Raw genomic sequence first — 24,998 nt, forward strand, 5'->3', positions numbered from 1 at the left:
CACTACCTTCTTAGATCCCGCTGGATACGGTCGATCATGTCCTGGGACCCGGCTGGAGCGAGAGCCAGGGCCTCCATCCGGTCCAGAGTGTGCCTGTAACGAGCCAACTGCGGCTGCGTGTCCAGGAATTCAGAGCCATGGTCCGTATCGAGCTGGACGGTGTCGAGATGCTGTACCTCTCCGCCCAGATAGATAATTCCCTGCCCGGAACTCGGGAAGGTCCCGGACCCGAACGGGATGACGCGCAGCGTGACGTTGTCCCGTTCCGCCATTTCCAGCAGGTACGTGAGCTGAGCACGGGCCACGTCCGGGCCTCCGAAGTCCATTCGGAGCGCGGCCTCGTGGAGGATCGCGGTCACTTCGACGGGGTGTTCGCCGTGGAGGACCGCCTGCCGCTTGATCCGGTAGGAGCCCCTGTGCTCCACCTCGTAGGGCTCCAGGGGCGGCACGACGTCGCTGATGACCGCGCGGGCATGCTCTCTGGTCTGCAGAATCCCCGGGAGGTGGATGACCGAGGCGATCCGCATGGAGGACGCGTGATGCTCCAGTTCCGCCAGATCGAGCATGCCCGCGGGAAGGATGTCGCGGTACTCGTCCCACCAGCCACGGGTGCGGCCCCCGGTCATCCGCGCCAGGGCCTCGATCAGTTCACGGTCGGCGCATCTGTACTCGCGTCCCATGGCGCGAACCCGGTCCGCGCTCACCGCGTAGCCGCCGGACTCGATGCTGCTGACGCGGGACTGGGACGAGCCCATCTGCGCCCCGGCCGCCGTCGCGCTCAAGTCGGCCTGTTCCCGGAGCCGCCTCAGTTCCGTACCGAGCCGCCGCTGCCTGATGGTTGGCGGACGAAGTCCGGGCCCCCGTCCGGGAGTCCACGCCCCGCCTCTTCGCCGTCGTCGTGGAGTACGACATCGCGCCGGGTGCACGGGACGCCTACGTCGCCGGGTGGGGGATGACGGACGGCGACGAGGACGAAGGGCGCGCGTACGTGGTCAGGAGCGGCGGCGGCGCGCTCGGCGTGCTGCGCGCGCCTGAGAGTGCGCTGCGGCTGACGGCCCGCCCGGCCGGCGGCACGGCACGCCTCGCGTGGCCGGACCGGCTCCCGGTGGCGGACAGTTCAGGGAACGCCTGACTCCGGGAGACCGGACACAGCACACTGGGCGCATGCGGGATTACAACGAGCTAACACCCCCACCTCCCCCACCGGATCACCTCACCATCCGTGTGACCCACCGCGACAGCCCTGTCTCACAGGTCACCGAGATGGACGCGTTCCAGGCCGGGCAGCGGTATCCGCACATCGTGGTGCGCGGACCGCTGTACGGGGTCGCCGTCCAGACGCCGGCCGACCGGCCGCGATGGCGGCTGGTGGACGACATGGACAACGGCTTTCCGCAGGACGCGCGGGACTGGCTCAACTCCCATCTGTGGCTCACCGCGCGGGACCGTACGGAGGACCACCGCGAGCGCAGGCGGCTGCTGGCCGCGGTGGCGCGGCTGGAGAAGGAGCGGGTCGACGAGCTGAACGTCGGGCGGGACCGCTACCGGATCGTGCGGGCCGACGAGTTCGCCCGTATCGGCGGCAACGCGCTGGAGCCGCCCCGGCCCACCGACCGGCCCGAGGACGACACATGGGATGCGGAGACAGAGGTGCCGTCCGACACCACGGGGTTCGTGATCGACCACGCGGCCGAGGTGCAGCTCACCGAAGGGCTGGAGCGGCTCGGACTGCGCGAGAAGGTCTACAGCTCGCCGCGCTTCCCGGCCGAGGTCCTCGCTGACTCCCGCCGGGCACTGCGCTCCCACCCCGGGCTGGTGCTGCTGCCCGCCGCCTTCCGGGTGCTGGAGCGGCTGGAGGAGTCCTGGACCATGTTTCTCGCGCAGCAGTACCCCACGCCACAGGCGGCACGGCGGGCGCTGGTGGACTACCTGACGAGGACGGTGCCCGCCGTACGGGAGATCCCGGGGTGGAAGTCGGAGTTCTCCGAGCGGGACGTGGCGGTCTTCGCGAAGGCAACGGAGCGGTTCACGCGGCAGCGCGGTGCCGCGGCCAACGAACTACGGGCGCGCGGGCGCACGTTCCAGATCGTGCGCGTCGAGCGGATGATGCGGATCGGCCCTGACGGCCCGGAGCCGCCCCGCCCCTCCGACGAGGACCACCAGGAGCCGATGAAGATCCGCCCCACGATGGACGAGTGGGGGAACATCTCGTACGCCTCGGAGGAGGGGGAGGAGGCAGAGTCAGAGACGGAGGCAGAGACGGACGAAGGTACTTCCTAGGACCTGGGAGCGACCTTGGAGAGGCCGTTGATGATGCGGTCCATCGTGTCGCCGCCCGTGGGGTCGGTGAGGTTGGCGAGCATCTTCAGGGTGAAGCGCATCAGGAGCGGGTGCGAGAGGCCGCGTTCGGTGGCGAGCTTCATGATCTTGGGGTTGCCGATGAGCTTCACGAAGGCGCGGCCCATCGTGTAGTAGCCGCCGTAGGTGTCCTTGAGGACCTTCGGGTAGCGGCGCAGGGCCAGTTCACGCTGGGCCGGGGTCGCACGCGCGTGCGCCTGGAGGATGGAGTCGGCGGCGATGAAACCGGACTCCATCGCGTAGGCGATCCCCTCGCCGTTGAACGGGTTGACCAGTCCGCCCGCGTCGCCGACCAGCAACAGGCCCCGCGTGTAGTGCGGCTGGCGGTTGAACGCCATGGGGAGCGCGGCGCCGCGGATGGGGCCCTGCATGTTCTCCGGCGTGTATCCCCACTCGGCGGGCATCGAGGCGCACCACGCCTTGAGTACCTCGCGCCAGTCCAGTTCCTTGAACGTGGAGGTCGTGTTGAGCACGCCCAGGCCGACGTTGGAGGTCCCGTCGCCCATGCCGAAGACCCAGCCGTAGCCCGGCAGCAGCCGGTCCTGCTCGCCGCGCCTGTCCCACAGCTCCAGCCACGACTCCAGGTAGTCGTCGTCGTGCCGGGGCGAGGTGAAGTACGTACGCACGGCGACGCCCATCGGGCGGTCCTCGCGGCGGTGCAGGCCCATCTTGAGGGACAGGCGCGTGGAGTTGCCGTCGGCGGCGACCACGACGGGCGCGTGGAAGGTGACGGGCGTCTTCTCGTCACCGAGCTTGGCGTGCACCCCGGTGACGTGCCCCGTGCGCTCGTCCAGGATCGGCTCGCCCACGTTGCAGCGCTCGTACAGCCGGGCCCCCGCCTTCTCCGCCTGCCGCGCGAGCTGCTCGTCGAAGTCGTCGCGCTTGCGCACCAGTCCGTAGTCCGGGTAGCTCGCCAGATCGGGCCAGTCCATCTGGAGCCGGTGGCCGCCGCCGATGATGCGCAGGCCCTTGTTGCGCAGCCAGCCCGCCTCTTCGGAGATGTCGATGCCCATGGCGACGAGCTGCTTGGTGGCGCGGGGGGTGAGCCCGTCGCCACACACCTTCTCGCGCGGGAAGGCGGTCTTCTCCAGCAGCAGCACGTCCAGGCCGCTGCGTGCCAGGTGGTAGGCGGTCGTGGACCCCGCGGGCCCGGCGCCGACAACGATCACATCGGCGGTCCGCTCGGAGGCTGGCTTCGAGAGGGCTTCGGCCACGAGGTCTCCCGCTTATGCGTGGGCAAGTGCTGACTCCAGCAGTCTAGGCGCGCATTCCGGGCGACTCAGGCCCGCCCCCGGCGGGCACCCTCCCGGTGCGTTCCACGCGGGCGGGACCCCGCCCGTGCGGCCGGCTCCTCACAGCTCGGGCCGGGGCTCCCGCCAGGTCTTCACGGCGGTGGTGAAGACAGGGTTCTCGCCCTTGTCGCCGGGGAAGGCGCGGGACTCCGCGTAGATGCTGTATTCGGTGCCGTCCTCCGCCACATACGCCTGGTCGATCGCGTGGATCGCATTTCCCGAGTCGTCGGACGTGTAGGTGAACTCCCAGCGCGCTCCGGGCCGCCCCTGGAAGGTGTTCTCCTTCAGTTCGATCCGGTCGTAGTCGTCCCGCTTCCTGGCCTGCTTCTCCAGGGTGCGGAAGTTGTCGTACGACGACACCTTCGCGTCCTCGATGATCCCGATCCGGAGATAGTCGCCGCCCGTCGGCGCCTCGTAGTCGATCTGGGTGCCCTTCGTGACCCGCTGCCAGCCGTCCATCACGCCCACGCCGAACCCCTCGGGGTCCTCGACCATGACGAACCCCTCGGGCAGACCGGCCGCCGACGGTGTCACCGAGGGGCCGTCCTTCCCGGAATCCGTGGGCCCCGTGGGCGAGGCGGAGGAGCCGGGAGAAGAGGAGCGCCCGTCGGACGGCCTTCTCTCCTCGGGCTTCTTCCCGTCGCCCTCCGCTTCTGTCTCCGCCTCCTGCACCGATCCCTTGGCCGCGGATTCCTTCCCGCCGTCACCGTCCTGGACGAGGAGCAGCACGCCGCCGGTCGCCGCTCCGCCCACGAGGAACGCCGCCAGGATCAGCCCGGCCCACTTGAGCGCGGGCCCGCGCGAGGGCGGCGGCGCCACGCCACCGCCACCGCTGCCACCGGAGGTCACACCGTGCGGGCCGCCGGGCTGCGCCCCCTGCGCGGGAACGTCGAGTTGCGTACCCATGGCGGCGCCCGCATGTGAGCCCGCGCCCCCGCCGAGCCCCGAGCCGCCACCCACGGGGCCGCCCGGGCCGACGCCACCCATCGGCAGCCGCAGCAGCCGCAGCAGGTACGGCCCCGCGAACGCGCCGCCGAAGGACCACAGCAGCGTGAACAGCAGCATTTCCGCGCCGGCGACCCCGAGCCTGCCGTTCATCGTGAACGTTTCGGCGCCCTCGGTACCGCCGAAGCCGCCCGTCTCGACGACCTCGCGGAAGTCCGCCTCGACGCTCGCGCCCGCGAGCGCGACCAGCGTCAGGACGAGGAGCACGAACAGGGCGGCGGCCAGGAAGTGTTCCCGCCGGTCGGCGCTGCGACGCGCCGCGAGCACGCCGAGGATCAGCGCGCACACCAGTCCGCCAGCGAGCGCGCCGAACACGGCCCAGCCGCCGCCCGCTTCGGCCAGTTGCCCGTACCCGAAGGTCTCGCTCTCCGAGGTCAGGCCCGTCCCGTGGAAGTGCCCGTCGAGTGGCGCACCCCAGGCGATGCCGAGCCCGAGCGCGCCGATGTTGGGCAACAGGACGAGCAGGCCCAGCAGTTCCTGCCCGCCCGGCCGGTCCTCGGGCGCCGTCAGCAGCACGACCAGCATCACGGCGGAGGCGAGCGCCAGTACATACGTCAGCGCGACCAGCGCGGTACGCAGGGCGCCCAGTGCGATACGGGGTCCGGGCGTGGGCCGGGCCGCCAGCCACGCCTCGGTGGTTCCGCGGGTGAGGACGACGCCCGCGACCACGGTGGACAGCAAGAACGCCCACAGCAGGGTGAGTCCGGGTGAGGAGGACACCTCCATGCCCTCGTACGAGGGACGTGCGTACAGCCCCAGTGCGCACGCGCCCCCCGCGCACAACGCGGCAACCCGCAGCGCCGCCTCGAACCCGGCCGAGGGGCCCGTCTCCCGGAGCCTGCCCCGCGCCCCGCGTGCCGCGAGCGCGAGCGCCGCGACCCAGGCGAGGGTGGCCAGCAACGGCACCCAGGAGAGTGAGGCCACTCCGGCGACGCGGTCACCCGCGATGTCGACGGAACCGTCCGAGACGACGCCGAATCCGCCGCCGACTCCCTGGAGCAGCCCGGCCAGCGCGACCCGCATGCGGGTGCCCCAGCCGATCTCCAGATCGTCCATGTCCTCGTTGGAGTAGATCCCCAGCGCACACGCCGCCACGAACAGCAGCCCCAGCGGCCACACGGCCACCCGCGCCGCACCGGCCCAGTCCCCCTTGACCGTCCGCGCCAGGAACAGCCCCGCGGGCGAGCGCGGCGCGGCAACAACCGGCTGTCCCACGGGCGGTGGCGGCGGAAGCGGCGGCGGAGGCCCTACGGGCGGCGCCGGGGAGGGGGCCTCCGGAGAGGGCGGCACTGGGGAGTGCGGCACGGGAGAGGCGGGCGCCGGAGAGGGTGGCGCGGCCGGCGGCGGGGGCGCCTCGGGAGGTGGCGGAGGCGGCTCTGCCTGTCGCACGGCCGTACCGCAGGACATGCAGAACCGCGCCTCACGGGGCGGCGTGGTACCGCAATTCGGGCAGGGCGAAGGCGACGGCGGGAACGGCGGGGGCGGCGAAGACACAGCGCTCCGGAATGTTCAGGGGAACGGCCGCAGTACGCACCGGCATCGCGCGTGCACCTACAGCCACGGTCTCCGTACATGGTTCCCACGAAGCCGCCCTCACGGAAGCGCAGTTACGCAAGCGCAACCGGTCGTGCTACCGCTCGGCCCGAACGGGTTCACCGGGGTTCCGGGCCTTGAAGGCGCGGTGCAGGGCCACGATGCCGCCCGTGAGATCGCGCCAGGCGACACGGGACCAGCCGGCCTGCTGGAGGCGTGCGGCGAGCGCCGGCTGGTCGGGCCAGTCGCGGATGGACTCGGCGAGGTACACGTACGCGTCGGGGCTGCTGCTCACCCGCCGTGCGACGGGAGGGAGGGCGCGCATCAGGTACTCGGTGTAGACGGTGCGGAAGGGCGCCCACGCCGGGTGGCTGAACTCGCAGATCAGCACGCGCCCGCCGGGCCTGGTGACCCGCAGCATCTCAGCGAGCGCCGCGTCCACGTCGCTCACGTTGCGCAACCCGAAAGAGATCGTCACCGCGTCGAACGTGTCGTCGGCGAACGGCAGCCGCGTCGCGTCACCCCCTGTGAACGGCATCCACGGGTGGCGCCGCTTGCCTTCCCTGAGCATCCCGAGGGAGAAGTCGCACGGCACCGTGAAGGCCCCGGCCTCCACGAACGGCAGCGACGAGGTGGCCGTACCCGCCGCGAGGTCGAGCACCCGCTCGCCGGGCCGCGCGTCGACCGACTGCGCGACGGCCCGCCGCCACAACCGCGCCTGGCCGAGCGAGAGCACGTCGTTGGTGAGGTCGTACTTGGCCGCGACGTCGTCGAACATCGCGGCGACCTCGTGCGGCTGCTTGTCCAGGGAGGCGCGGGTCACAGGGCCGGTATTCCGTTCGGTCGGCGTCGACTCAGTTGGCGTCGACGAGCTTCAGCTCGGGGTGTGCGGTACCGCCCTCGATGGCGGTGGAGGAGAAGTGCGAGACGACCTTGTCGTCGACCGGGTCGTTCGCCGGGTCGTCGTGCACGAGCAGATGCTCGTACGTCGTCGCGCGCTGCGCGGGAACGCGCCCTGCCTTGCGGATGAGGTCGAGCAGCTCCATCCGGTTGGAGCGGTGCTTGGCACCGGCCGAGGAGACGACGTTCTCCTCCAGCATCACGGAGCCGAGGTCGTCGGCTCCGTAGTGCAGCGAGAGCTGGCCGACCTCCTTGCCCGTGGTCAGCCAGGAGCCCTGGATGTGCGCGACGTTGTCCAGGAAGATCCGCGCGATCGCGATCATGCGCAGGTACTCGAAGAGCGTCGCCTGCGTCTGGCCGCGCAGCTTGTTGTTCTGCGGCTGGTACGTGTACGGGATGAAGGCGCGGAAGCCGCCCGTGCGGTCCTGCACGTCCCGGATCATCCGGAGGTGCTCGATCCGCTCGGCGTTGGTCTCGCCGGTGCCCATCAGCATCGTTGACGTGGACTCGACCCCGAGGTTGTGGGCGATCTCCATGATCTCCAGCCAGCGCTCACCCGACTCCTTGAGCGGGGCGATGGCCTTGCGGGGCCGCTCGGGGAGCAGTTCGGCCCCCGCGCCCGCGAACGAGTCGAGCCCGGCCGCGTGGATACGGCGGATCGCCTCGTCGGGGGTGACCCCGGAGATACGCGCCATGTGCTCGACCTCGGAGGCACCGAGCGAGTGGATCACGAGCTGCGGGAACGCCTTCTTGATGGCGGCGAAGTGCTCCTCGTAGTACTCGACGCCGAAGTCGGGGTGGTGGCCGCCCTGGAACATGATCTGCGTGCCGCCCAGCTCCACCGTCTCGGCGCAGCGGCGCAGGATGTCGTCCAGGTCACGCGTCCACACCTTGTCGCTCTTGGGCGCCGCGTAGAACGCGCAGAACTTGCACGCCGTCACACAGGAGTTGGTGTAGTTGATGTTCCGCTCGATGATGTACGTCGCGATGTGCTCGGTACCGGCGTAGCGGCGCCGCCTGGCCTTGTCGGCAGCGGCGCCCAGCGCGTGCAGGGGCGCGGAGCGGTAGAGGTCGACGGCCTCTTCCGGAGTGATGCGCCCACCTCCGGCTGCGCGGTCGAGGGCGGACTGCAGAGCGGCATCCGACGCGTGCGCTGTCACCGGCGCTTCCCTCCAAAGGTCGCACATTCAGGCATCTCGCTGCTTTCGCCTCTACAGCGACGACCACGTCAGCGTACGCCAGGGCCTCAGCCGGTCTTCCGGAGCGTCCCGGTCGGACCCTCGCCGCCGGAAGCGAAGCGCAGCGTGTCCTTCCCGACCAGTGTGAAGGTGTCGCCCTTGACGTCGCCCGTGCAGATGCCCGGAGCGTTGCTGCTGTCGTAGGAGTCCAGGGTGAGCTTCTTCCCGTCGAAGTCCCGCAGCTTCCAGGTCCCTGTGCACTCCAGCCCGGTGATCCGGGTGGCGCCCTTGGCGACGGTCTCGTCCTTGCCGCCTTCTTCGAACTTCACGGTCATCTCCCCGCCGGGAGTGCCGCTCTTGAACGTGAGATCGCCCCGCCACGTACCGACGACCTCCCTCGGTACGGCCACCTTGCCGCCGGGCTTCCCGGTCGGTTCGGAACCACCCGAGCCACCCGGGTCCCCCGAGCCGCCCGAGCCGTTCGCGTCGCCGCTGTCCGACACCGTAGGGGTGGGCCTGGGGCGCGCGCTGTCGTCTCCCGCGCTGTCGCCCTGGCCGGGGAGGAAGCCGAGGAACCCCAGGAAGTACGAGCCCAGCAGCGCCGCGGCGACCACGCACGCGAACGAGACGACCACGGTGCAGCTCACCCGCCGCCGCCCGGCACGCTCACCGCTCCCGTCCCCCTTCCCGCTCCCCTTCCCCTCGCCCGGAGCCGTCCCCATGGCGGCGACGCCCGCGCCGGGACCGGTGCCCGGAGCACCCGTGCCGCCTGCGCCGCTCCCGCCCTCGCCGCTCCCGGCGTTGCCCGTGGCACCGCCGTACGAGGGGTCGGGCGGGCCGAACCCGGCCGGGGCGCCGGGGACGGCGGGAGCGGCCGGCGGTACGGGCGGAGGCGGAGAACTCGGTACGGGCACGGACGAGGCGCGGCTGAAGGGAACGGGGCCCGAGGCGTCATGGGCCTCGGGCTCCAGGCTGAGGAGTTCGACCGCGCGCCTGCCCACCTGTTCCACGATCGGCGCGGGCAGCCATCCCGTACGGACGAGCCCCGCAGCGCCGCCCGCCGAGCCCGCCAGCTCGTCAGCGACGTCCTGCGGCAGCGGCCGGTCGGCAGCCGCCTTCGACAGACAGGCCGCGATCAGCTCGCGCAGCCCGCCCTCAAGACCGTCGAGTTCGGGCTCCTCGTGCACGACCTTGTAGAGCAGCGCGGCCGAACTGTCGCCCGGAAAGGGCGCCTTGCCGGTGGCCGCGTAGGCCAGTACGGCGCCGAGCGAGAAGAGGTCCGTCGCACCGTCCACGCCCTCGCCGAGCACCTGCTCGGGCGACATGTAGCCGGGCGAACCGATCGAGACGCCCGTAGAGGTGAGCGAGGCCGTGCCCTCGGTCGCGCGGGCGATACCGAAGTCGATCAGCCGCGGCCCTTCCACGGCCAGCAGCACATTGGACGGCTTCACGTCCCGGTGCACGAGCCCGAGCCCGTGCACATGCCGCAGCGCCTCGGCGAGCCCCGCCCCCATGGCCCGTACGGAGGTCTCGGGCAGCGGCCCGTGCTCCTCGACGGCGTGCGAGAGCGAGGGGCCCGCGACATAGCCGGTGGCGACCCAGGGCGTCGGCCCCTCGGGGTCGGCGTCGAGCACGGGCGCCGTCCAGTCACCCCCCACCCGGCGCGCGGACTCGACCTCGCGCCGGAAGCGGCGCCGGAACTGCTCGTCCACGGCGAAGTGCGGATGCACCACCTTCACAGCGACGGTGCGCCCGCTGTGGGAGCGGGCCAGATACACGCGTCCCATGCCGCCGGCGCCGAGCCTGCGCAGCAGCGTGTACTCCCCGAGCGCCCGCGGGTCGTCCGGCTCCAGCGGCTGCATGCTGATGTCCCCCCACCTCCCCAGGAACCCCCAGCTTAGGTGGCGGAGCCAGGACGGGGACCCCTCGCCCTCAGGGCCGCAGCAGCTCCACGGAAACGTCGGCGGGGAAGCCGGTGGTGTCACCCGTGCGGCGCGCGAACTCCGCGACGCCTTCGAGCTGGCGCTCACCGAAGCGGAAGTCCAGCGTCGTGAAGTACCGCTCCAGGACCGGGGGTTCGAAGACCTCGTAGCGCGACGCGTGCAGCGCCACCTTGTCGATCTCCTTCAGGGACAGGTCCCGCGAGGCGAGGAACGCCTTGTGCACTTCCCGCGCGGTCTCCGGCTCACGCTCCAGGAAGTCGCGGCGCACGGCCCATACGGCGAAGACGAACGGAAGCCCCGTCCACTCCTTCCAGAGCCGGCCGAGGTCGTGCACCTCCAGGCCCTGCTCCGGCAGATGGCGCAGAAAAGCGCGCAGCCCGACGTCCCCGATGACGACGGCGGCGTCCGCCTCCTTCATCATCTGTTCCAGGTCGGGAGGGCACGTGTAGTACTCCGGCTGGACGCCGAAGCGCTCGGAGAGCAGCAGTTCCGCCAGGCGTACGGAGGTGCGCGAGGTGGAGCCGAGCGCGACCCGCGCCCCGTCGAGCTGGTCGAGGGGAACGCGGGAGACGATCTCGCACGACATGACGTCCCCGTCGCAGCCGACCGCGATGTCGGGGAAGGCCACGAGGTCGTCGGCGTTGCGCAGGTACTCCACGAGCGTGACGGGCCCGATGTCCAGCCTGCCGTCGATGACCATCTCGCTGAGCGTCTCGGGGGTGTCCCGGGTCAGTTCGAGGTCGAGCAGGGAACCCGTGTGGACGAGACCCCAGTAAAGGGGCAGGCAGTTGAGGAACTGGATGTGCCCGACACGGGGCCGCGAGCGCACATGCCTCGGATTAGCAGTCACTCTCCGGAGAGTACGCCCCGGTCTGTACGGACCTGAGCGGGGTACTGCCTCAGGCCCCTGAACCCGTGCGGCGCCCGGCTCCGACGCCTCCGAGAACAAGATCTTCGGGCCTTCCCCACTCCACACCCCCCGTGCTAGGCTCGCCGCAAGTTGCAGTTTGGTTTCCCTTGCAGTACAGAGCCTGCGGAGCATGTAACCGCGGGCTCTCGTCGTTTTCAGACTTCTTCGCGGGTTCTGGGAGCAGGGACACCCTTATAGGCCCAAGGAGGGCTTATGGCTACCGGAACCGTCAAGTGGTTCAACGCCGAGAAGGGCTTCGGCTTCATCGCCCAGGACGGCGGCGGCCCCGATGTCTTCGTTCACTACTCGGCGATCAACGCCACTGGCTTCCGATCGCTGGAGGAGAACCAGCTCGTGAGCTTTGACGTCACGCAGGGCCCGAAGGGGCCGCAGGCGGAGAACGTCAACCCGCAGTAATTCCGTAGAACCTGTAGAACTCTGAAAGCACCACCCAAGGAGCCCCCGCCATCGGCGGGGGCTCCTGCCTTTGTGCCCCAAGGGACGCGGAGAACCGCGCGACCAGCCACAGCGCGCCTGCGCTCGGCGATGCACGGGGTGGGGCACACGATTCACCGCACCCCCTTGGGGCGGGCGCCTACGCGCCCTGAAGCAGGTCGTCCGCCGCGATCGTGCAGGGCACCCGGCCGGGGATCTCCACCATTTCGCCCGGCTGGTAGTCCGCCTCGCTCTGGTACTTGCCGTCCTGCGGACGGCTCAGCACCTGGACCCTGCGGTGCTCCCGGTCCGCGATCACATAGACGGGCACCCCGGCCTGCGCGTAGGCGCGCACCTTGCTGTCGGTGTCATCACGCCAGTTGGAGGAAGTCACCTCGGCAACCAGGTGGAACAGGTCGGGGGAAAAGCAGTTGTGCGGGAGAGGGTGATCCCGGAAATCCTCATCGACCACGGACAGGTCGGGGATGACGAACCCCTTCTTCCCCGGCCGCAGGTAGAGCCCGAAGCACACGCAATCCCGCGGCCCGTACTCCTGCGGCTGTGAGGGTGTCGCTCAGGTCCTGGAGGGCCACGGAGCGGTCACCGTCCGGCGGTGGGGTCACGATGATCCTTCCCTCGATCACCTGGACGCGGTATCCCTCGGGCACCGGCAAGCTCGCTGCGACGTCGAGGATGTCAGGGATCTCAGGAATCTCGTTCTCATCGAAGCCGCTGGTCTCCAGGGGGCCGATCGGCATTGCCATGACGCCTCCTTCTGTGCGGACGCACTCATCATAGAGCGGTCGTGGTGGCCTCCATGTCCCTCAGCACAGCAGGGCGGGCGGCCCTCGCCGCCCGCCCCTCCCGCTTTCGGGGCGGGTCAGCAGCCGCTCTCGTACTCGCTGATCGCGGCGACCTTCTGGGCCGATGCCGAGGTCTCGTCGAAGTGCTGGTCGAGCCAGACGTCGAGGAGGGTGCGGGCCAGTTCGACGCCTATGACGCGCTGGCCGAAGCAGAGGACCTGGGCGTTGTTGCTGAGGACCGAGCGCTGTACGGAGTAGCTGTCGTGTGCGGTGACGGCGCGGATGCCGGGGACCTTGTTGGCGCTGATGGCGACGCCCAGGCCCGTGCCGCAGACCAGCAGGGCGCGGTCGGCCTCGCCCGCTGCGACGCGGCGGGCCGCCTCGACGGCGACGTGCGGGTAGGAGGTGTGCTCGTCGCCGCCGACACCCACATCGGTGACCTCGGCGACGCGCGGGTCGCCCTTCAGGTCGCGCTTGAGTGCTTCCTTGAGGTCCAGGCCCGCGTCGTCGCTGCCCACGACGACGCGGAAGGGCTTGGGCGCTGCGGCGGGTGCGGTGCTCATGTGCGGGTTCCTCCTGTGGCGAGGGTTTCGGCGGCCTTGTTGAGGACCATGGCCAGCGAGGTGGCGCCCGGGTCGGGGGTGCCGACGCTGCGCTCGGCCAGCGGGCGGGCGCGGCCCAGCTTCGGGCGCAGTCCCGCCGTGGCCTCGGCGGCCTTACGGGCCTCGCCGGCCGCGGCGGCGAACGCGCCCGCCGGGTGCTCGCCGCCCTTGACCGCGCGGGTGAACGCCGTCACGAACGGGGCGAGCGCGTCGACCATCGTCTTGTCGCCCGGCTCGGCCTTGCCCAGCGTGGTGACGGCCGTCAGCGCCGCCTGCGCCCCGGCGGCCAGTTCGGCAGGCTCGGGCGCGCGGTCGGCGGGCAGCCCGGAGCCGAGGGCGCGCAGTGCGGCGCCCCACAGCGCTCCGGAGGTGCCGCCCGCCTCGGCGGCCCAGGCGTCACCGGCGGCTGCGAGCAGCGCGGCGGGCGCCGCGTTCGCCGCGTGCGCCTTTCCGGCCGCCGCGAGCGCGGCGTCCACGCCCTTGCACATGCCGCGTCCGTGGTCGCCGTCACCGGCCACGGCGTCGAGGCGGCCGAGCGCTTCCTCCTGCTCGTGCAGCAGGGTGTGCGCGGCGCGCAGCGCGCGTACGGCGGCTTCCGAGGTGGCCGGCGCCGCTCCGGAAGCGGTGGGCACCTCGACGGGGGCCGCTGCGGCACGAGGCTCGGGGGTGTCCCGTGCCGCAGCGGCCGGTCCTGCGGGGGCGACCTGGCCCCTGCGGAAGGCAGGGGTGTCGACGGGCGTGAGCCAGAAGCGCTCCAGCTCCTCGTCCAGCCAGGTCACCGTCAGGGAGCAGCCTGCCATGTCGAGGGAGGTCACGAGCTCGCCGACCTCGGGACGTACGGGTTCGAGGCCGGCCTCGGCCAGCAGCGTGGACACGGATGCCCACAGCACGTACAGCTCCTCGTACTTGGTGGCGCCGAGGCCGTTGAGTATGACCGCGACGCGGTTGCCCCCGGCCTCCGCCGGGCGCTCCGCGAGCAGCCCGTCCACCAGCGTGCGGGCCAGGTCGTCGGCCGTGGTCAACTCGCTCTCGCTGACGCCGGGTTCGCCGTGGATGCCGAGGCCGAGGCCGCCCGGGGAGCGTGCACCCGGCGAAGGCGACACCGAGGGTGCGGGTGCGCGCGTTGGCGTGCGCGGCGACCCGGACGACCTCGTCCAGCGGGGCGCCCTCCTCGGCGGCGGCAGAGGCCGCCTTGTAGACGGTGAAGCCGCCGGCGATGCCGCGCCGCTTGGAGATGTCCTCGGGGGGCGCGCTGGCGATGTCGTCGGTGACGGCGAACGTGCGCGCCGGTATGCCCTCGCCGGTCAGACGCTGTGCCGCCTGGCCGAAGTTCATGACGTCACCCGCGTAGTTGCCGAACATGAACAGCACGCCCGCGCCGCTGTCGGCCTCCACGGCGACGGAGTGCGCCTGCGCTGCCGAGGGCGAGGTGAACACGTTCCCGATCACCGAGCCGTCGGCGAAGCCGGGGCCGACCACACCGCAGAACGCCGGGTAGTGGCCCGAGCCGCCGCCGGTCAGCACGGCGACCTTGGCCGCGCCTGGACGCCTGGCGCGGACGACGCCGCCCGGCACGGCGCGCACGTGCTCGGCGTGCGCGGCGGCGAACCCGGTGACCATGTCGTCGGCGAAGCGGGAGGGGTCGTTGAAGAGGCGGGTCATGGGTGACTCCTGTCGTACGTCTGCGGGCCGGTGGCAGCGCGGCGGCGCTCCAGCGCCGTACTGCGGCCCTGCGGAGGCGCGGTGTACGTGCGCACGGCCCTCACCAGCTTTCGCGGGCGGCGGCGAGGGTACGCAGGTACGCCTCGTATCCCGCCTCGTAGAAGGTGACGGCCTCCGGGTCGGCGCGGACCGTACGGGCAGCGGTCTGCCATTCGGCGGCCGAGGTGTCGATACCGACGCCGAGCGCCGACCAGGCGACCCGGGCGGCGCCGCGGATACCGACGGCGTCCTCGCGTACGTGCAGGTCGCGGCCGAGCACACCGGCGAAGATGCGTCCCCACTCACCGGAACGCGCGCCTCCGCCGGAGGCGGTGACGGCTCCCGAGACGCCGAGGGTCTCCAGGCAGTGCCGCGCGGAGTAGGCGACGGACTCGCACAGCGCACGCACGAGGTCGGCGCGCCCGGTCAGCGGGGAGAGGCCGTCGAGCCTGCCGCGTGCGCGCGCGTCCACGAAGGGCGCGCGCTCACCGCTGGTGGACAGGAACGGCAGCGCGGTCACGCCGCCGGCGCCGTACGGGGACTGGGCCAGCAGCGCGTCCAGTTCCTCGATCCTGACGGCGAGCAGCTTCAGCAGCCAGTCGAGGCCGGCCGTGCCGATCATGGCGGGCATGACCTTGAGATAGCGGCCCTCGTACGGGGTGGCGAGGACCATCCCTGCCGACTCCTTGCCGCCGGCGGGCGTGGCGTCTTCGGAGAGCACCTGGCAGGCGAGGGTGGTGCCGATGATGAGGTTGCCCTGGCCCGGCTCGCTGAGCCCGGAGCCGAAACCGCAGGCGGGGATGTCGAACGGGCCCGCGCTGACCGGCAGTCCCTCGGGCAGCCCCAGCTCGGCGGCGGCCTTCGGCAGCAGCCGGGACAGCGCTCCGGGTGCGGCGGGTTCGGCGAGCAGATGACGCCAGCGGGTCAGCCCGCACAGCTCCAACGCCGTCTCGTCGTACGTCCGTGCGGCGACGTCGAGGAACGGTACCGAGGCGTCGGAGGCGTCGACGGTGCGCTCGCCCGTGAAGCGCTGTGCGATGGCGTCCACGCAGTACCCGGCCACGTCGGCCGCCTCCAGGCGCTCGGGTTCGTGCGCGGCGAGGTGGGCGAGGAGCGGGCCCGCCGAGCCGGGGAACATGCCGGCCCCGGTGCGCTCGTACACCTTGCGCGCCGTGCCGTCGGCGGCCCAGCCGTCCAGGATGCCGGCGGCGCGGCCGTCCATCCACGACAGGGCGCGGCCCACGGAGCGGCCCTCGGCGTCACGCAGCCACAGCCCGTCGCCCTGGCCCGTGAGCGCCAGGGCCTCGATCGGTTCGTTCGGGTCGAGCTGTGCGGCGTCGGCTGCGGCGGCCCGTACGACCGTGATGACCGTGCCGACGACCTCGTCCAGGTCCTGCTCCACGCGGTTGCCCGGCAGCGTGTAGACGGTGCTGCGGGCCTCGTGCGGGGGCGTGGTGCGCCCGTCGCGCGCGATGAGCTGGGCCTTGGTCACCGAGGTGCCGACATCGACCCCGACGATCATGACTCCCTACCTCCCAGTGCCTCCGGATTGGCGACGTGCCGCAGCGGCACGTCGCGCAGGAAGCGGGCCGCCTCGCCCGCTGTGATCGCGGCGGCGCGGTCGGCCGTCTGCCGGGTGGCGCCCGCGAGGTGGGGGGTGGTGATGACGTTGGGCGCGCTGTGCAGCGGCCAGTCGGCGGGCGGCGGCTCGATGTCGTAGACGTCGACGGCCAGCGCGCCCAGCTGCCCCGACCTGAGCAGGCCGGGAAGCGGCGCGTAGTCCATCAGTTCGCCGCGCGCCGAGTTGACGAGAACGGCGCCCTTGGGGAGCAGCTTGAGGTTGTCGGCGTTGAGCATGTGCCGCGTCTCGGGGGTGACGCGGGCATGCAGGCTCACGACGGAGCTGCGGCGCAACAGGCCGTCCAGCGAGGTCAGTTCGACACCGTCGGCCGCGGCCTTGGCCGGGTCGGTGTACGGGTCGGCGACCAGGACGTGGGAGCCGAAGGCACGCAGCACGCGGGCGACGATGGAGCCGATCGCGCCGTAGCCGACGAGTCCGACGGTGGTGCCGTCCAGCTCGACGCCCGTGTTCTCGTACGCGTAGTAGTCGCCGCGCCAGACGCCGTTCTTCAGCTCGGCGTCGGAGTTCGGGATACGGCGCAGCGCCGCCAGCATGAGGCCCACCGCGAACTCGGCCGCGGCTGCGGCGTTGCGGCCCGGGGTGAAGGTGACGGGGATACCGGCCCTGGTGGCGGCCTCGACATCGACGTTGACCGGGCCGCCACGCGCGACAGCGATCAGCTTGAGGTGCGGGGCCGCCTTGATGACCTTCTCGGTGAAGGGCGCCATCTGGACGAGGGCGATCTCGGCGTCCCCGAGCGCTTCGAGCAGTTCGTCCTCGGCGCCGCTGGCTTCCTTGACGTTGCCGACGGGCCCGAAGGGGGTCAGCGGCCAGGGCGTCGTCTGGGTGCGGAAGTCCAGGTCAAGTCCGGGTGCCGCGCTCTTGAGCGCGTCGACGAAGAGCTGGGGGGCGATGAAGTGGTCACCGGAGGCGAGAACCTTCGTGGGACCTGTCGTGCCAGTCATGCCTGGCCACCTTCCTTGAGCTGGGAGAGCAGGTACCGGCGCACGTCGGCGTGGTCGACGGCGCGGTACGAGGCACCCGCGAGGGCGTCCTCGGCCGGAGGATAGGTCGGGTTGGGGATGGCGACGACCGTCATCCCGGCAGCCGTCGCGGCGCGCAGCCCGTTGCTGGAGTCCTCGACGGCCAGGCAGTCGGCGGCGGGGACGCCCAGCTTCCCGGCCGCCGCGAGGTAGACATCCGGACTCGGCTTGCCGCGCGGCACCTCGGCGCTGGAGACGGTGGCCTTGAAGTGGTGGTCGACCCCGTGGTGCGCGAGGACGGCGTCGATCACACGGCGCGGCGCCGAGGAGGCGAGCGCGATGGGCCCGAGGGCGGCCGAGTCGGTGATCATCTCCAGGGCTCCGGGCAGCAGGTCGATCTCCCCGTCGTCCAGGGCCTTGACCATGCCGTCGACCACGGTGCGCTCGGTGTGCTCCACGGCTTCGGCGCTGTCACCCGCACCGGCGAACTCCGCGAGGAACGCGGCCCATTCAGGAGCGCTCATGCCCTGGCAGCTCTTGGTCTGCTCGGGGCCCCACTGCTTGCCGCGTTCGGCGGCGAAGGCGGACCACAGCCCCTCCCAGAGGTGCTCGCTCTCAACGAGCACTCCGTCCATGTCAAACACCACTGCATCGGCCACGGCCGGTACCCCTTCACTCGGTCACACCTCGCGGCGACGCCCCACTGCCCTCGGTCGGCCTGTCGCTCCGGCCGGGGGTCCGGGGGTTGTCCCCCGGCGGTCGCTTTAACGCCGCGGCCTCTGCAAATTAACACTCGTACTGTTATCTGTCACTCATCGACTGGTAGGGAAACCGCACGCCGTGTGAGACTCTGCCCGCTCCGGGGCCCGTCACGCGCAGGGGACGGTGCAGGATGGTGCGTATGACCCCGCAGCCGGCAGCACGCGCCACCCGCCAGAAACGTCAGCAGCTCATCGTCGACCACGTGCTGGCACAAGGGGATGCCTCGGTGGCGGAGCTCACCGAACTGACCGGCGTGAGCCTGATGACGGTGCACCGCGACATCGCGGAGCTGGCCGACCGGGGCATCCTGCGCAAGTACCACGGCGGCGTCTCGGCGCAGCCCTCCACCGTCTTCGAGTCCAGCTCCGACTTCCGGCTGCACGCGCACTCGGGCGAGAAGAACGCGCTCGCCAGGGCCGCGCTCGATCTCGTCTCGCCGGGAATGTCCCTGATGCTGGACGACTCGACCACGGCGCTCGCGCTGGCGAAGCTGCTGCCGCAGGTCGGGCCGTTGACCGTGGTCACCAACTACCGCCTGATCACGGAGGAGTTGCGGGCCGTCGACGACATCAGGCTGATCGGCGTCGGCGGCGAGTACTCGCAGACGCACGACTCATGGATCGGGCTGTCGGCGCTGGAGATGATCAAGAGCTTCTCGGTCGACCTGACCCTCGTCTCGACCTCGGCACTGACCGGCACGATGACGTACCACCAGGAGCAGGAGATGGTCGCCATCAAGCGGGCCATGCGCGAGGCGGGCTCGGTCAGCGTGCTGCTGATGGACCACAGCAAGGTGGGGCGCAGCGCCCTGCACAGGCTCGACCCCGTGCGCTCCTTCGACCACGTCGTCCTGACGGCACCCGTCGACGAAGAGGTGCTGGCCGAGATGCGCAAGCTCACCGATGTACGGGTGGTCACGGAGACGGGCGCCTGAGCGTCGAGATCACCGTGATCGATTAACAAATCTCACGGTTACTTTTAACAGGGCTCTTGATATTTATCGCACGGCGTCTGAGGATCCGTAGGTGCAACAACTGGTTACCTCAGAGTGGAGGCCGTGATGCCGGACCAAGCGACGCGAGACGCGGGGAGCGGGAAAGGGCTGCTCGACCGCATAGGGCTGCCCAAGCCCCTGGTCCTCGGGTACATCGGCGTGCTGCTGTTCATGATCGGCGACGGTGTGGAGAGCGGGTTCATCGCGCCGTACATGGCCGATCACGGTGCGGGCACCGATGTGAAGGCCGGTTATGTCATCACCGTCTACGGCATCGCCGTGATGCTCGCCTCGTGGTTCTCCGGCGCGCTCGCGCAGGTCTGGGGCCCGCGCAAGGTGATGTGGACGGGCCTGGTCATCTGGGCCGTCTTCGACGTGCTCTACCTGCTGTTCGCGCTGGGCACCGAGAACTACGTGATGATGCTGATCCTCTACGGCATACGCGGCTTCGGTTACCCGCTCTTCGCCTTCGGCTTCCTCGTCTGGATCACCGGCACAGCGCCCACCGCGCGGCTGGGCACAGCAGTCGGCTGGTTCTACTTCGCCTTCACCGGCGGCCTGCCCACCCTGGGCTCCCTGTGGTCCTCGCTGACCAACCCCCTCATCGGCCAGTTGGGCACCCTGTGGTCCGCGCTCGCCCTGATCCTCGCCGGCGGCGCCTTCGCACTCATAGGCGCCAAGAACCGGCCGGGCGGTGAGCGCCTCGCGCCCCCGGAGACGACCACCAAGGAGAGCCTGCTCAACAGCGTCTCCATCATCTGGACGCACCCGCGCGTCCTGGTCGGCTGCCTGGTCCGCGTCATCAACACCGCGCCGCAGTTCGGGATGCTGGTCTACCTGCCGCGCATCTTCTCCGACGACGTCGGCTTCGGGGAGTCCAAGTGGCTCCAGCTCCTCGCGATCATCTACGGCACCAACATCTTCTTCAACCTGATCTTCGGCGCCCTCTCCGACAAGATCGGCTGGCGCACGACGATCGCCACGTTCGGCGCGCTCGGCTGCGCCGTCAGCGTCACCGTCCTGTACTTCGTGCCGACGGCGCTCGGTCCTGACTACTACTGGGTCGCCGTTCTGGCCGGCATGCTCTTCGGCGCCACCCTGGCGGGCTTCGTGCCGATCTCGGCCCTGATCCCGTCCATGGCGCCCGAGAACAAGGGCGGCTCCATGGCGCTCCTCAACCTCGGCGCCGGTGGCGCGACCTTCCTCGGCCCCGCCGTCGCCAGCCTCTTCCTCCCGGTCGTGGGCGCAGGCGGCGTCACCCTCATCTTCCTGGGCCTCTACCTGGTCGCGATGGTGCTGACGCTCTTCCTGAAGCTGCCGAACGAGCACGGCGGTTCGGGCGCCAAGGGAAGCACGCGGCCCCAGCGGTCGCCCGAGACGGAGTCCGCACCGGCACCGGCGTAACCACCACAGGCGCGCACCTTCCCCGCACCTCCCCGTAGCGCACCCGGCGTGCCACGGGCGCACATACCGCCGCGGCACACAGCGCACGGGGCACGGGCACGGGCACGGGCACGGGCACGGGGCACAGCACGCTACAAAGGGCACACAACGCACGGCACACAGCCGCACCCGAGGGGCGGCCCGGCCTCACCGGCCGGGCGGCCCCTCGCGCGTGTGCGCGTGGGCGGTGCGCGCGTAGTCGCCGAGCGAAGGCTCCAGTAGTCCGAAGGCACGGACGGCCGACTCCTTGAGCACGTCCGCCATACGGGAGTTGGGCGTGCCCTCCAGCGTCATGTCCATCAACTGCCGGAAGAGCGCACGGTGCGTGCCGGCGAGCTGTGCGGCAGCCGCACGCGGAGTGATGTCGTCCGGCGCGGCTCCGGTCTCGGTCACGAGGGTGGCGGCGAGCGCGTCCTCGCGCTGCTCGTGCAGGTCACGCAGGCGTGCGACCAGCGTCGGGCTGTCCGCGATCATGCGCGCGAACGGTTCGCCCGAGAAGCCGATGACCGGGTCGTGCCGCTCGACGGCGGTGAGGAACGCGCGGCACAGCGCCTCCAGCGCCGACTCACCGGGCTCGCGCTCCGCGACCGTACGGGCGAACCCGCCGGTGAACTCCTCGTGGTGGTCGAGGGCCAGGTCTTCCTTGCGCGGGAAGTAGTTGGTGACCGTCTTCTTCGCCACGCGCGCGGCGTCGGCGATCTCGGCGACGGTGGTCGCCTCGAAGCCCCGCTCGATGAACAGGTCCGTGGCCCTGTCCGAGATCAGTTCACGGGTCTCCCGCTTCTTGCGCTCCCGCAGCCCCCCGCCCTGCTTCGCCGTGCCCGTGCCCGTGCCCGTGCCCGCTCCCGTGTCCGTGTCCGTGTTCGTGCCGCCCATGCGGCGACCTCCCTCGTGTCCGCGTGAGTTTTTTACGTCGAGGGTAATTTTCCCTTGACGCGATTCGTCGTACGGAGGTAACTTTACTCGTGCCGTAAGTTCTGGGCACCTACGAGAGGGAGCCGGCTCTGAACGCCTTTGACGCGGGAACCGAGTTCGACCGACAGCTGCACACCCTGCTCGACAAGGGCTACCCCGCCCTGGCCGGGCTCGGCGAGGGAGAGTTCGCGAAGCTGCTGGCGCCGCTGCGGGACGTGGCGGTGGAGCGTGCGGGAGAGACGGGGAAAGCGGCCGGAGCGAGAGGCGCGGCGGGGCCCGAGCCGGGCCGGGCACCGTTTCTGCTGGTCGTCACGCGGGCGTTGGTGCCCGTCGAGGGCATGGTGGGGCTCACCAGGCTGGAGCGCGGGACCAAGCCTGGCATCATCGACCGGCACTACGAACCAGGCGCGATCGAGCGCTTCGTTCCCATCGAGGGCGCCGAACCTCCGGACGAGCGCGTGTACTTGGTCTTCGACGCCGACAGGGGCGAGGAGTTCTGCGGGGCGGTACCCGACGACGCCATGGCCACCCTCGCCGCACGCGGACGGACACTGCTCACCATGGAGGAGGGGCTGGCCTTCGTCACCCAGCAGCCCGCGGCCCTCGCCAAGAACAGATGCTTCTCGCTCGGCGCCTCGCGCAGCGGCGACCGCCGGGTCCCCGCCGTGTGGATCAGCCAGCGCGCACCCAAACTCGGCTGGTGCTGGGCGGGCAACCCGCACACCTGGCTCGGCGTGGCATCGGCGTCAGAGCGCGTGGCGGCGTAGGGGCACCTCGGGGCGACCCGTGAGCGCGCAACTCGCTCGTGGACACCCGGCCCACGTGAGGGCGGCCCGTGACGGGGGACCCGGGCAGCGGGACCCGGGCAGCGGGACCCAGATGGCGGGACCCGGGCAGGGGCTCGTGCCTCGGCTCGTTCCTGTCCTTCCTGACCGGAACGGTGGTCGCGCTCGCCAGCCCGCTGCCGGACGCCATGGCCGGGTTCGACCAGGCAGCGGGCAGCTTCGGGCCCGTACTGCTGGTGCTGTTCCTCTTCAGCGTCGTCAACCACAACGCGCTCAACCTGTACGGGGCCTCGCTCTCCCTCATCACCATCTGGCAGACCTTCCGCGTCCACTGGGTCCCGAGGCTGGTGGCGCGCAGCGCCGCTTCGGGATCGTGGTCGTCGGCGCCATGGCCATCGCGCTGGGCATGTCGGCCGATTTCATGAACAACTTCGTGAACCTCGTCATGATGCTGCTGATCGTCCTGATCCCCTGGACCGCTATCAACCTCATCGACTTCTACCTGCTGCACCGAGGCCACTACGAGCTGGCCGACCTCTTCGCCTCCGACGGGGCCGCTACGGCCGCTTCAACCCCGTCGCTCTCTTCTGCTACGGCGTCGGCGTCCTCGTCCAGATACCGTTCGTCTCCACCAGCATCTACACCGGGACGCTCGTCTCCCACCTCGGCGGCGCCGACCTCTCCTGGCTGGTCGGTCTCGCCGTCACCTCCCCGCTGTACTGGGCGCTGGCCCGCCGCGCGCAGATGCGGGGTGCGCAGATGCGCACCCGAGAGCACGAGAACCACGGCGACGGGGCGCTCGCGGCCGGGACGGCCGAGGGGGCGGCGGCTAGGACGGCCGAGGGGGCAGCTGCCAGGACGGCCGAGGGGGCGGCCGGGAACACGGTTGCCCCGCGGCCCGCCGGGATCGTAGGTTCACAGGACACGAACCAGGGAGATCAGTATGTGCGGCGCTTGCGCAGCGGTCACTAAGTAACTCCAGCGCGGCGGCGGCCCTCTCAGGCCCCCGACGCGACAGGTGCTCATCACGTTCCCGGCGGCTCGCCATGTCTGGGCGAGCGCCTGACCTGGAGTTTCCCTTTCGTGAATACACATGGCGTGAACGCGTCCCGTTGGCGCGCGCTCAGCGTGCTGTCCCTGTTGCAGTTCCTCATCGCGATCGACGTCACCGTCGTCAATGTCGCGCTCCCCTCCATCGGCGCCGAACTCGGCGCGGCGCCCGCCTCGTTGACGTGGGTCGTCACCGGCTACACGCTCGCGGGCGGCGGACTGCTGCTGCTCGGCGGGCGGATCTGCGACCTGTTCGGCAGGCGCAGGATGTTTCTGCTGGGCACCCTGCTGTTCGGGCTGTCCTCGCTGCTCGCAGGCGTCGCCGAGGGGCTGCCTGCGCTGCTCGCCGCACGCCTCGGCCAGGGCGCGGGCGAGGCGCTGGCCTCCCCGGCCGCGATGTCCCTGATCGCGCTCCTCTTCCCCCGTGCCGAGGAGCGGGCCAAGGCACTCGGCGTGTGGGGCGGCATCTCCAGCATGGGCCTCGTCGGTGGCGTCCTGATGTCAGGACTGCTCACCGAACTGCTGCACTGGCGCTGGATCTTCTACGTCAACGTTCCCCTCGTGGCCCTCGTCCTGATGCTCACACCTGTGTTCGTCCGAGCCGACACGGCTCCGGAGGACGGGGCCCCGAAGGACGCCGCTCGGAAGGCGGCCCCGGCTCGGAAAAACGCAGCTCGGAAGGCCCCGGCTCGGAAGGACCCGGCTGCGGAGAAGGCGGCGGGAACGGGCGTGCGCAAGGGGCCGCGGGTCGATCTGCCGGGTGCCGCACTGCTCACCGCCGGGCCACTCGCGCTGGTGTACGGGGTGGTACGCGCAACCGATCACGCGTGGACCTCGCCCGGTGTTCTGCTGCCGCTGTGCGGCGGGCTGCTCGCGCTGGCCGGGTTCGTACGGGTGGAGGCGCGCACGCGGCGTCCCCTGGTGCCGCTCGCCTTCTTCGCGAACCGCACCCGCACGGCCGCCAACGCCGCGACCGTACTGCTGAGCGCCGCACTGTCCAGCACCTTCTTCCTGGCCACGCTCTACATGCAGCACGTGCTGGGCATGGGGCCGTTGCACACCGGGCTGGCCTATCTCCCGTTCTGCGCCGCGCTGTTGCTCACCGTGACGGTCGTCGGACGGATCATCGGCGTGCTGGGCGTACGGGGCACGGCCGTCGCCGGGCTCCTGTGCGCCGCGGCAGGCGGGAGCTGGCTGGCGACGCTCCCGGCCGAAGGCAACCTGTGGAAGGACGTCGTACCCGGCATGGTCGCCATGGCCGTCGGCATGGCCCTCGGCCTGATCGCCCTCCAGAACGCCGCGCTCTCCGGCGTGACCGAGGACGACGCGGGACTCGCCTCCGGAGTCCAGCGCTCCGTCGACCAGCTCGGTGGCGCACTGGGCCTCGCCATACTGGTCGGCCTGGCCCTCGGCTCGGCGGGCGAAGCAGCCGGCTACCGCACCGCCTTCGGCTGGGCAACCCTCGGCGTACTGGTCGCCGTCCCACTGGTGTGGACGGCGGTACGCGTACCGGCCAGGGCCGGGACGACCGGGGGCGGGACGACCGGGGGCGGGAACGGGGACGGGACGACCGGGGACGGGACGACCGGGGGCGGGAACGGGGACGGGAACGACGCCGAGGACGGGAACGGGAACGACGCCGAGGCCGAGGCCGAGGCCGGGACCGGCTGAGCTGAACGCCGTGCCGCGCCGCTGGCAGGAGGCGGCGCGGCACCGGCCGACGCCGTGAAGGGGCGTCGGCCCGCGCGGTGAAGCGGCGTCGGCCGCACGAGAAGTGGCGTCGGC

23 protein-coding genes and 1 pseudogene are annotated in these 24,998 nt (G+C 71.2%); 8 read left to right on the forward strand and 16 right to left on the reverse strand.

What is annotated here, in order from left to right:
* Nucleotides 1–2: 2 nt before the first annotated feature.
* Nucleotides 3–836, reverse strand: a complete 834-nt coding sequence (locus NMN56_RS17700; protein WP_274040559.1) for a helix-turn-helix domain-containing protein — start codon at nt 834–836, stop codon at nt 3–5.
* Between the two features lie 2 nt (nt 837–838).
* On the opposite strand from NMN56_RS17700, the gene NMN56_RS17705 reads away from it, so the two are divergent.
* Both NMN56_RS17705 and NMN56_RS17710 read left to right on the forward strand, forming a co-directional pair.
* Nucleotides 839–1,132: a hypothetical protein gene (locus tag NMN56_RS17705; protein WP_274040565.1), complete on the forward strand. Its 294-nt coding sequence runs from the start codon at nt 839–841 to the stop codon at nt 1,130–1,132.
* 32 nt (nt 1,133–1,164) lie between these two features.
* Complete coding sequence (locus NMN56_RS17710; protein ID WP_274040436.1) at nt 1,165–2,280, forward strand: DUF5954 family protein; 1,116 nt, start codon at nt 1,165–1,167, stop codon at nt 2,278–2,280.
* On the opposite strand, the gene NMN56_RS17715 is transcribed toward NMN56_RS17710, so the two are convergent.
* The 6 genes from NMN56_RS17715 to NMN56_RS17740 form a co-directional block, all read right to left on the reverse strand.
* Nucleotides 2,277–3,572 carry a geranylgeranyl reductase family protein gene (locus NMN56_RS17715; RefSeq protein WP_274040437.1) on the reverse strand — a complete coding sequence of 432 codons (1,296 nt, stop codon included), beginning with the start codon at nt 3,570–3,572 and terminating at the stop codon, nt 2,277–2,279. The genes NMN56_RS17710 and NMN56_RS17715 overlap by 4 nt on opposite strands.
* 138 nt (nt 3,573–3,710) lie before the next feature.
* Nucleotides 3,711–5,870, reverse strand: a complete 2,160-nt coding sequence (locus NMN56_RS17720; protein ID WP_274040438.1) for a hypothetical protein — start codon at nt 5,868–5,870, stop codon at nt 3,711–3,713.
* 415 nt (nt 5,871–6,285) lie between these two features.
* Nucleotides 6,286–7,011 (reverse strand): demethylmenaquinone methyltransferase, encoded by a 726-nt coding sequence (locus tag NMN56_RS17725; protein WP_274040439.1) that lies wholly within the window; start codon nt 7,009–7,011, stop codon nt 6,286–6,288.
* Between the two features lie 31 nt (nt 7,012–7,042).
* A complete protein-coding gene (mqnC, locus tag NMN56_RS17730) occupies nt 7,043–8,248 on the reverse strand; it encodes a cyclic dehypoxanthinyl futalosine synthase (protein WP_274040440.1) in 1,206 nt (401 codons plus the stop codon).
* Between the two features lie 86 nt (nt 8,249–8,334).
* Nucleotides 8,335–10,128, reverse strand: a complete 1,794-nt coding sequence (locus NMN56_RS17735) for a serine/threonine-protein kinase (RefSeq protein ID WP_274040441.1) — start codon at nt 10,126–10,128, stop codon at nt 8,335–8,337.
* A 70-nt stretch (nt 10,129–10,198) separates the two neighbouring features.
* Nucleotides 10,199–11,038, reverse strand: coding sequence for a menaquinone biosynthetic enzyme MqnA/MqnD family protein (locus NMN56_RS17740; protein WP_430542615.1), 840 nt, complete (start codon nt 11,036–11,038; stop codon nt 10,199–10,201).
* Between the two features lie 294 nt (nt 11,039–11,332).
* Between NMN56_RS17740 and NMN56_RS17745 the strand changes: the two genes are divergently transcribed.
* Nucleotides 11,333–11,536, forward strand: a complete 204-nt coding sequence (locus tag NMN56_RS17745) for a cold-shock protein (RefSeq protein WP_274040443.1) — start codon at nt 11,333–11,335, stop codon at nt 11,534–11,536.
* Nucleotides 11,537–11,714: 178 nt separating this feature from the next.
* Here the strand turns inward: NMN56_RS17745 and NMN56_RS17750 are convergent, their stop codons facing one another.
* The 7 genes and pseudogenes from NMN56_RS17750 to NMN56_RS17780 form a co-directional block, all read right to left on the reverse strand.
* Nucleotides 11,715–12,086 carry a Uma2 family endonuclease gene (locus tag NMN56_RS17750; protein ID WP_347178609.1) on the reverse strand — a complete coding sequence of 124 codons (372 nt, stop codon included), beginning with the start codon at nt 12,084–12,086 and terminating at the stop codon, nt 11,715–11,717.
* Nucleotides 12,016–12,318 carry a hypothetical protein gene (locus NMN56_RS17755; protein ID WP_274040445.1) on the reverse strand — a complete coding sequence of 101 codons (303 nt, stop codon included), beginning with the start codon at nt 12,316–12,318 and terminating at the stop codon, nt 12,016–12,018. Before NMN56_RS17755 ends, NMN56_RS17750 begins: the two co-directional genes overlap by 71 nt.
* Nucleotides 12,319–12,434: 116 nt before the next feature.
* Nucleotides 12,435–12,920, reverse strand: a complete 486-nt coding sequence (locus NMN56_RS17760; protein ID WP_274040446.1) for a ribose-5-phosphate isomerase — start codon at nt 12,918–12,920, stop codon at nt 12,435–12,437.
* Nucleotides 12,917–14,621, reverse strand: a pseudogene (locus tag NMN56_RS17765) (dihydroxyacetone kinase family protein). Before NMN56_RS17765 ends, NMN56_RS17760 begins: the two are co-directional and overlap by 4 nt.
* Nucleotides 14,622–14,721: 100 nt before the next feature.
* Nucleotides 14,722–16,182 (reverse strand): FGGY family carbohydrate kinase, encoded by a 1,461-nt coding sequence (locus NMN56_RS17770; protein ID WP_274040448.1) that lies wholly within the window; start codon nt 16,180–16,182, stop codon nt 14,722–14,724.
* A complete protein-coding gene (locus tag NMN56_RS17775) occupies nt 16,179–17,246 on the reverse strand; it encodes a 2-hydroxyacid dehydrogenase (protein WP_274040449.1) in 1,068 nt (355 codons plus the stop codon). Before NMN56_RS17775 ends, NMN56_RS17770 begins: the two co-directional genes overlap by 4 nt.
* Nucleotides 17,243–17,923: an HAD family hydrolase gene (locus NMN56_RS17780; protein ID WP_274040450.1), complete on the reverse strand. Its 681-nt coding sequence runs from the start codon at nt 17,921–17,923 to the stop codon at nt 17,243–17,245. Before NMN56_RS17780 ends, NMN56_RS17775 begins: the two co-directional genes overlap by 4 nt.
* Before the next feature lie 242 nt (nt 17,924–18,165).
* Between NMN56_RS17780 and NMN56_RS17785 the strand changes: the two genes are divergently transcribed.
* Entirely contained in the window at nt 18,166–18,960 is a 795-nt protein-coding gene (locus tag NMN56_RS17785) for a DeoR/GlpR family DNA-binding transcription regulator (RefSeq protein ID WP_274040451.1), read from the forward strand.
* Between the two features lie 126 nt (nt 18,961–19,086).
* Nucleotides 19,087–20,424 carry an MFS transporter gene (locus NMN56_RS17790; RefSeq protein WP_274040452.1) on the forward strand — a complete coding sequence of 446 codons (1,338 nt, stop codon included), beginning with the start codon at nt 19,087–19,089 and terminating at the stop codon, nt 20,422–20,424.
* 186 nt (nt 20,425–20,610) lie between these two features.
* Here NMN56_RS17790 and NMN56_RS17795 read toward each other — a convergent pair whose 3' ends face one another.
* Nucleotides 20,611–21,339 carry a TetR/AcrR family transcriptional regulator gene (locus NMN56_RS17795; RefSeq protein ID WP_274040453.1) on the reverse strand — a complete coding sequence of 243 codons (729 nt, stop codon included), beginning with the start codon at nt 21,337–21,339 and terminating at the stop codon, nt 20,611–20,613.
* Between the two features lie 176 nt (nt 21,340–21,515).
* On the opposite strand from NMN56_RS17795, the gene NMN56_RS17800 reads away from it, so the two are divergent.
* On the forward strand, nt 21,516–22,145 hold the full coding sequence (locus tag NMN56_RS17800; RefSeq protein ID WP_430542616.1) for a DUF5701 family protein: 630 nt from the start codon (nt 21,516–21,518) through the stop codon (nt 22,143–22,145).
* A gap of 68 nt (nt 22,146–22,213) precedes the next feature.
* Nucleotides 22,214–22,588, forward strand: a complete 375-nt coding sequence (locus NMN56_RS17805) for a hypothetical protein (protein WP_274040454.1) — start codon at nt 22,214–22,216, stop codon at nt 22,586–22,588.
* A gap of 94 nt (nt 22,589–22,682) precedes the next feature.
* Here the strand turns inward: NMN56_RS17805 and NMN56_RS17810 are convergent, their stop codons facing one another.
* Nucleotides 22,683–22,949: a hypothetical protein gene (locus NMN56_RS17810; RefSeq protein WP_274040455.1), complete on the reverse strand. Its 267-nt coding sequence runs from the start codon at nt 22,947–22,949 to the stop codon at nt 22,683–22,685.
* A 312-nt stretch (nt 22,950–23,261) separates the two neighbouring features.
* Here NMN56_RS17810 and NMN56_RS17815 point away from each other — a divergent pair, with 312 nt between their 5' ends.
* The gene (locus NMN56_RS17815) at nt 23,262–24,884 is read left to right on the forward strand and encodes an MFS transporter (protein ID WP_274040456.1); all 1,623 of its coding nucleotides are present in this window, start codon (nt 23,262–23,264) and stop codon (nt 24,882–24,884) included.
* Nucleotides 24,885–24,998 lie beyond the last annotated feature (114 nt).

Origin of the sequence: Streptomyces iconiensis, assembly GCF_028657195.3 — a bacterium.
In the GTDB taxonomy this organism is placed as follows: domain Bacteria; phylum Actinomycetota; class Actinomycetes; order Streptomycetales; family Streptomycetaceae; genus Streptomyces; species Streptomyces iconiensis.

Bases quoted from the DNA above. Each gene is read 5' to 3' on its own strand.
- NMN56_RS17775 (WP_274040449.1), bottom strand. From the start codon at position 17,246: ATGACTGGCACGACAGGTCCCACGAAGGTTCTCGCCTCCGGTGACCAC.
- NMN56_RS17745 (WP_274040443.1), top strand. From the start codon at position 11,333: ATGGCTACCGGAACCGTCAAGTGGTTCAACGCCGAGAAGGGCTTCGGC.
- NMN56_RS17770 (WP_274040448.1), bottom strand. From the start codon at position 16,182: ATGATCGTCGGGGTCGATGTCGGCACCTCGGTGACCAAGGCCCAGCTC.
- NMN56_RS17710 (WP_274040436.1), top strand. From the start codon at position 1,165: ATGCGGGATTACAACGAGCTAACACCCCCACCTCCCCCACCGGATCAC.
- NMN56_RS17735 (WP_274040441.1), bottom strand. From the start codon at position 10,128: ATGCAGCCGCTGGAGCCGGACGACCCGCGGGCGCTCGGGGAGTACACG.
- NMN56_RS17790 (WP_274040452.1), top strand. From the start codon at position 19,087: ATGCCGGACCAAGCGACGCGAGACGCGGGGAGCGGGAAAGGGCTGCTC.
- NMN56_RS17755 (WP_274040445.1), bottom strand. From the start codon at position 12,318: ATGGCAATGCCGATCGGCCCCCTGGAGACCAGCGGCTTCGATGAGAAC.
- NMN56_RS17785 (WP_274040451.1), top strand. From the start codon at position 18,166: ATGACCCCGCAGCCGGCAGCACGCGCCACCCGCCAGAAACGTCAGCAG.
- NMN56_RS17760 (WP_274040446.1), bottom strand. From the start codon at position 12,920: ATGAGCACCGCACCCGCCGCAGCGCCCAAGCCCTTCCGCGTCGTCGTG.
- NMN56_RS17795 (WP_274040453.1), bottom strand. From the start codon at position 21,339: ATGGGCGGCACGAACACGGACACGGACACGGGAGCGGGCACGGGCACG.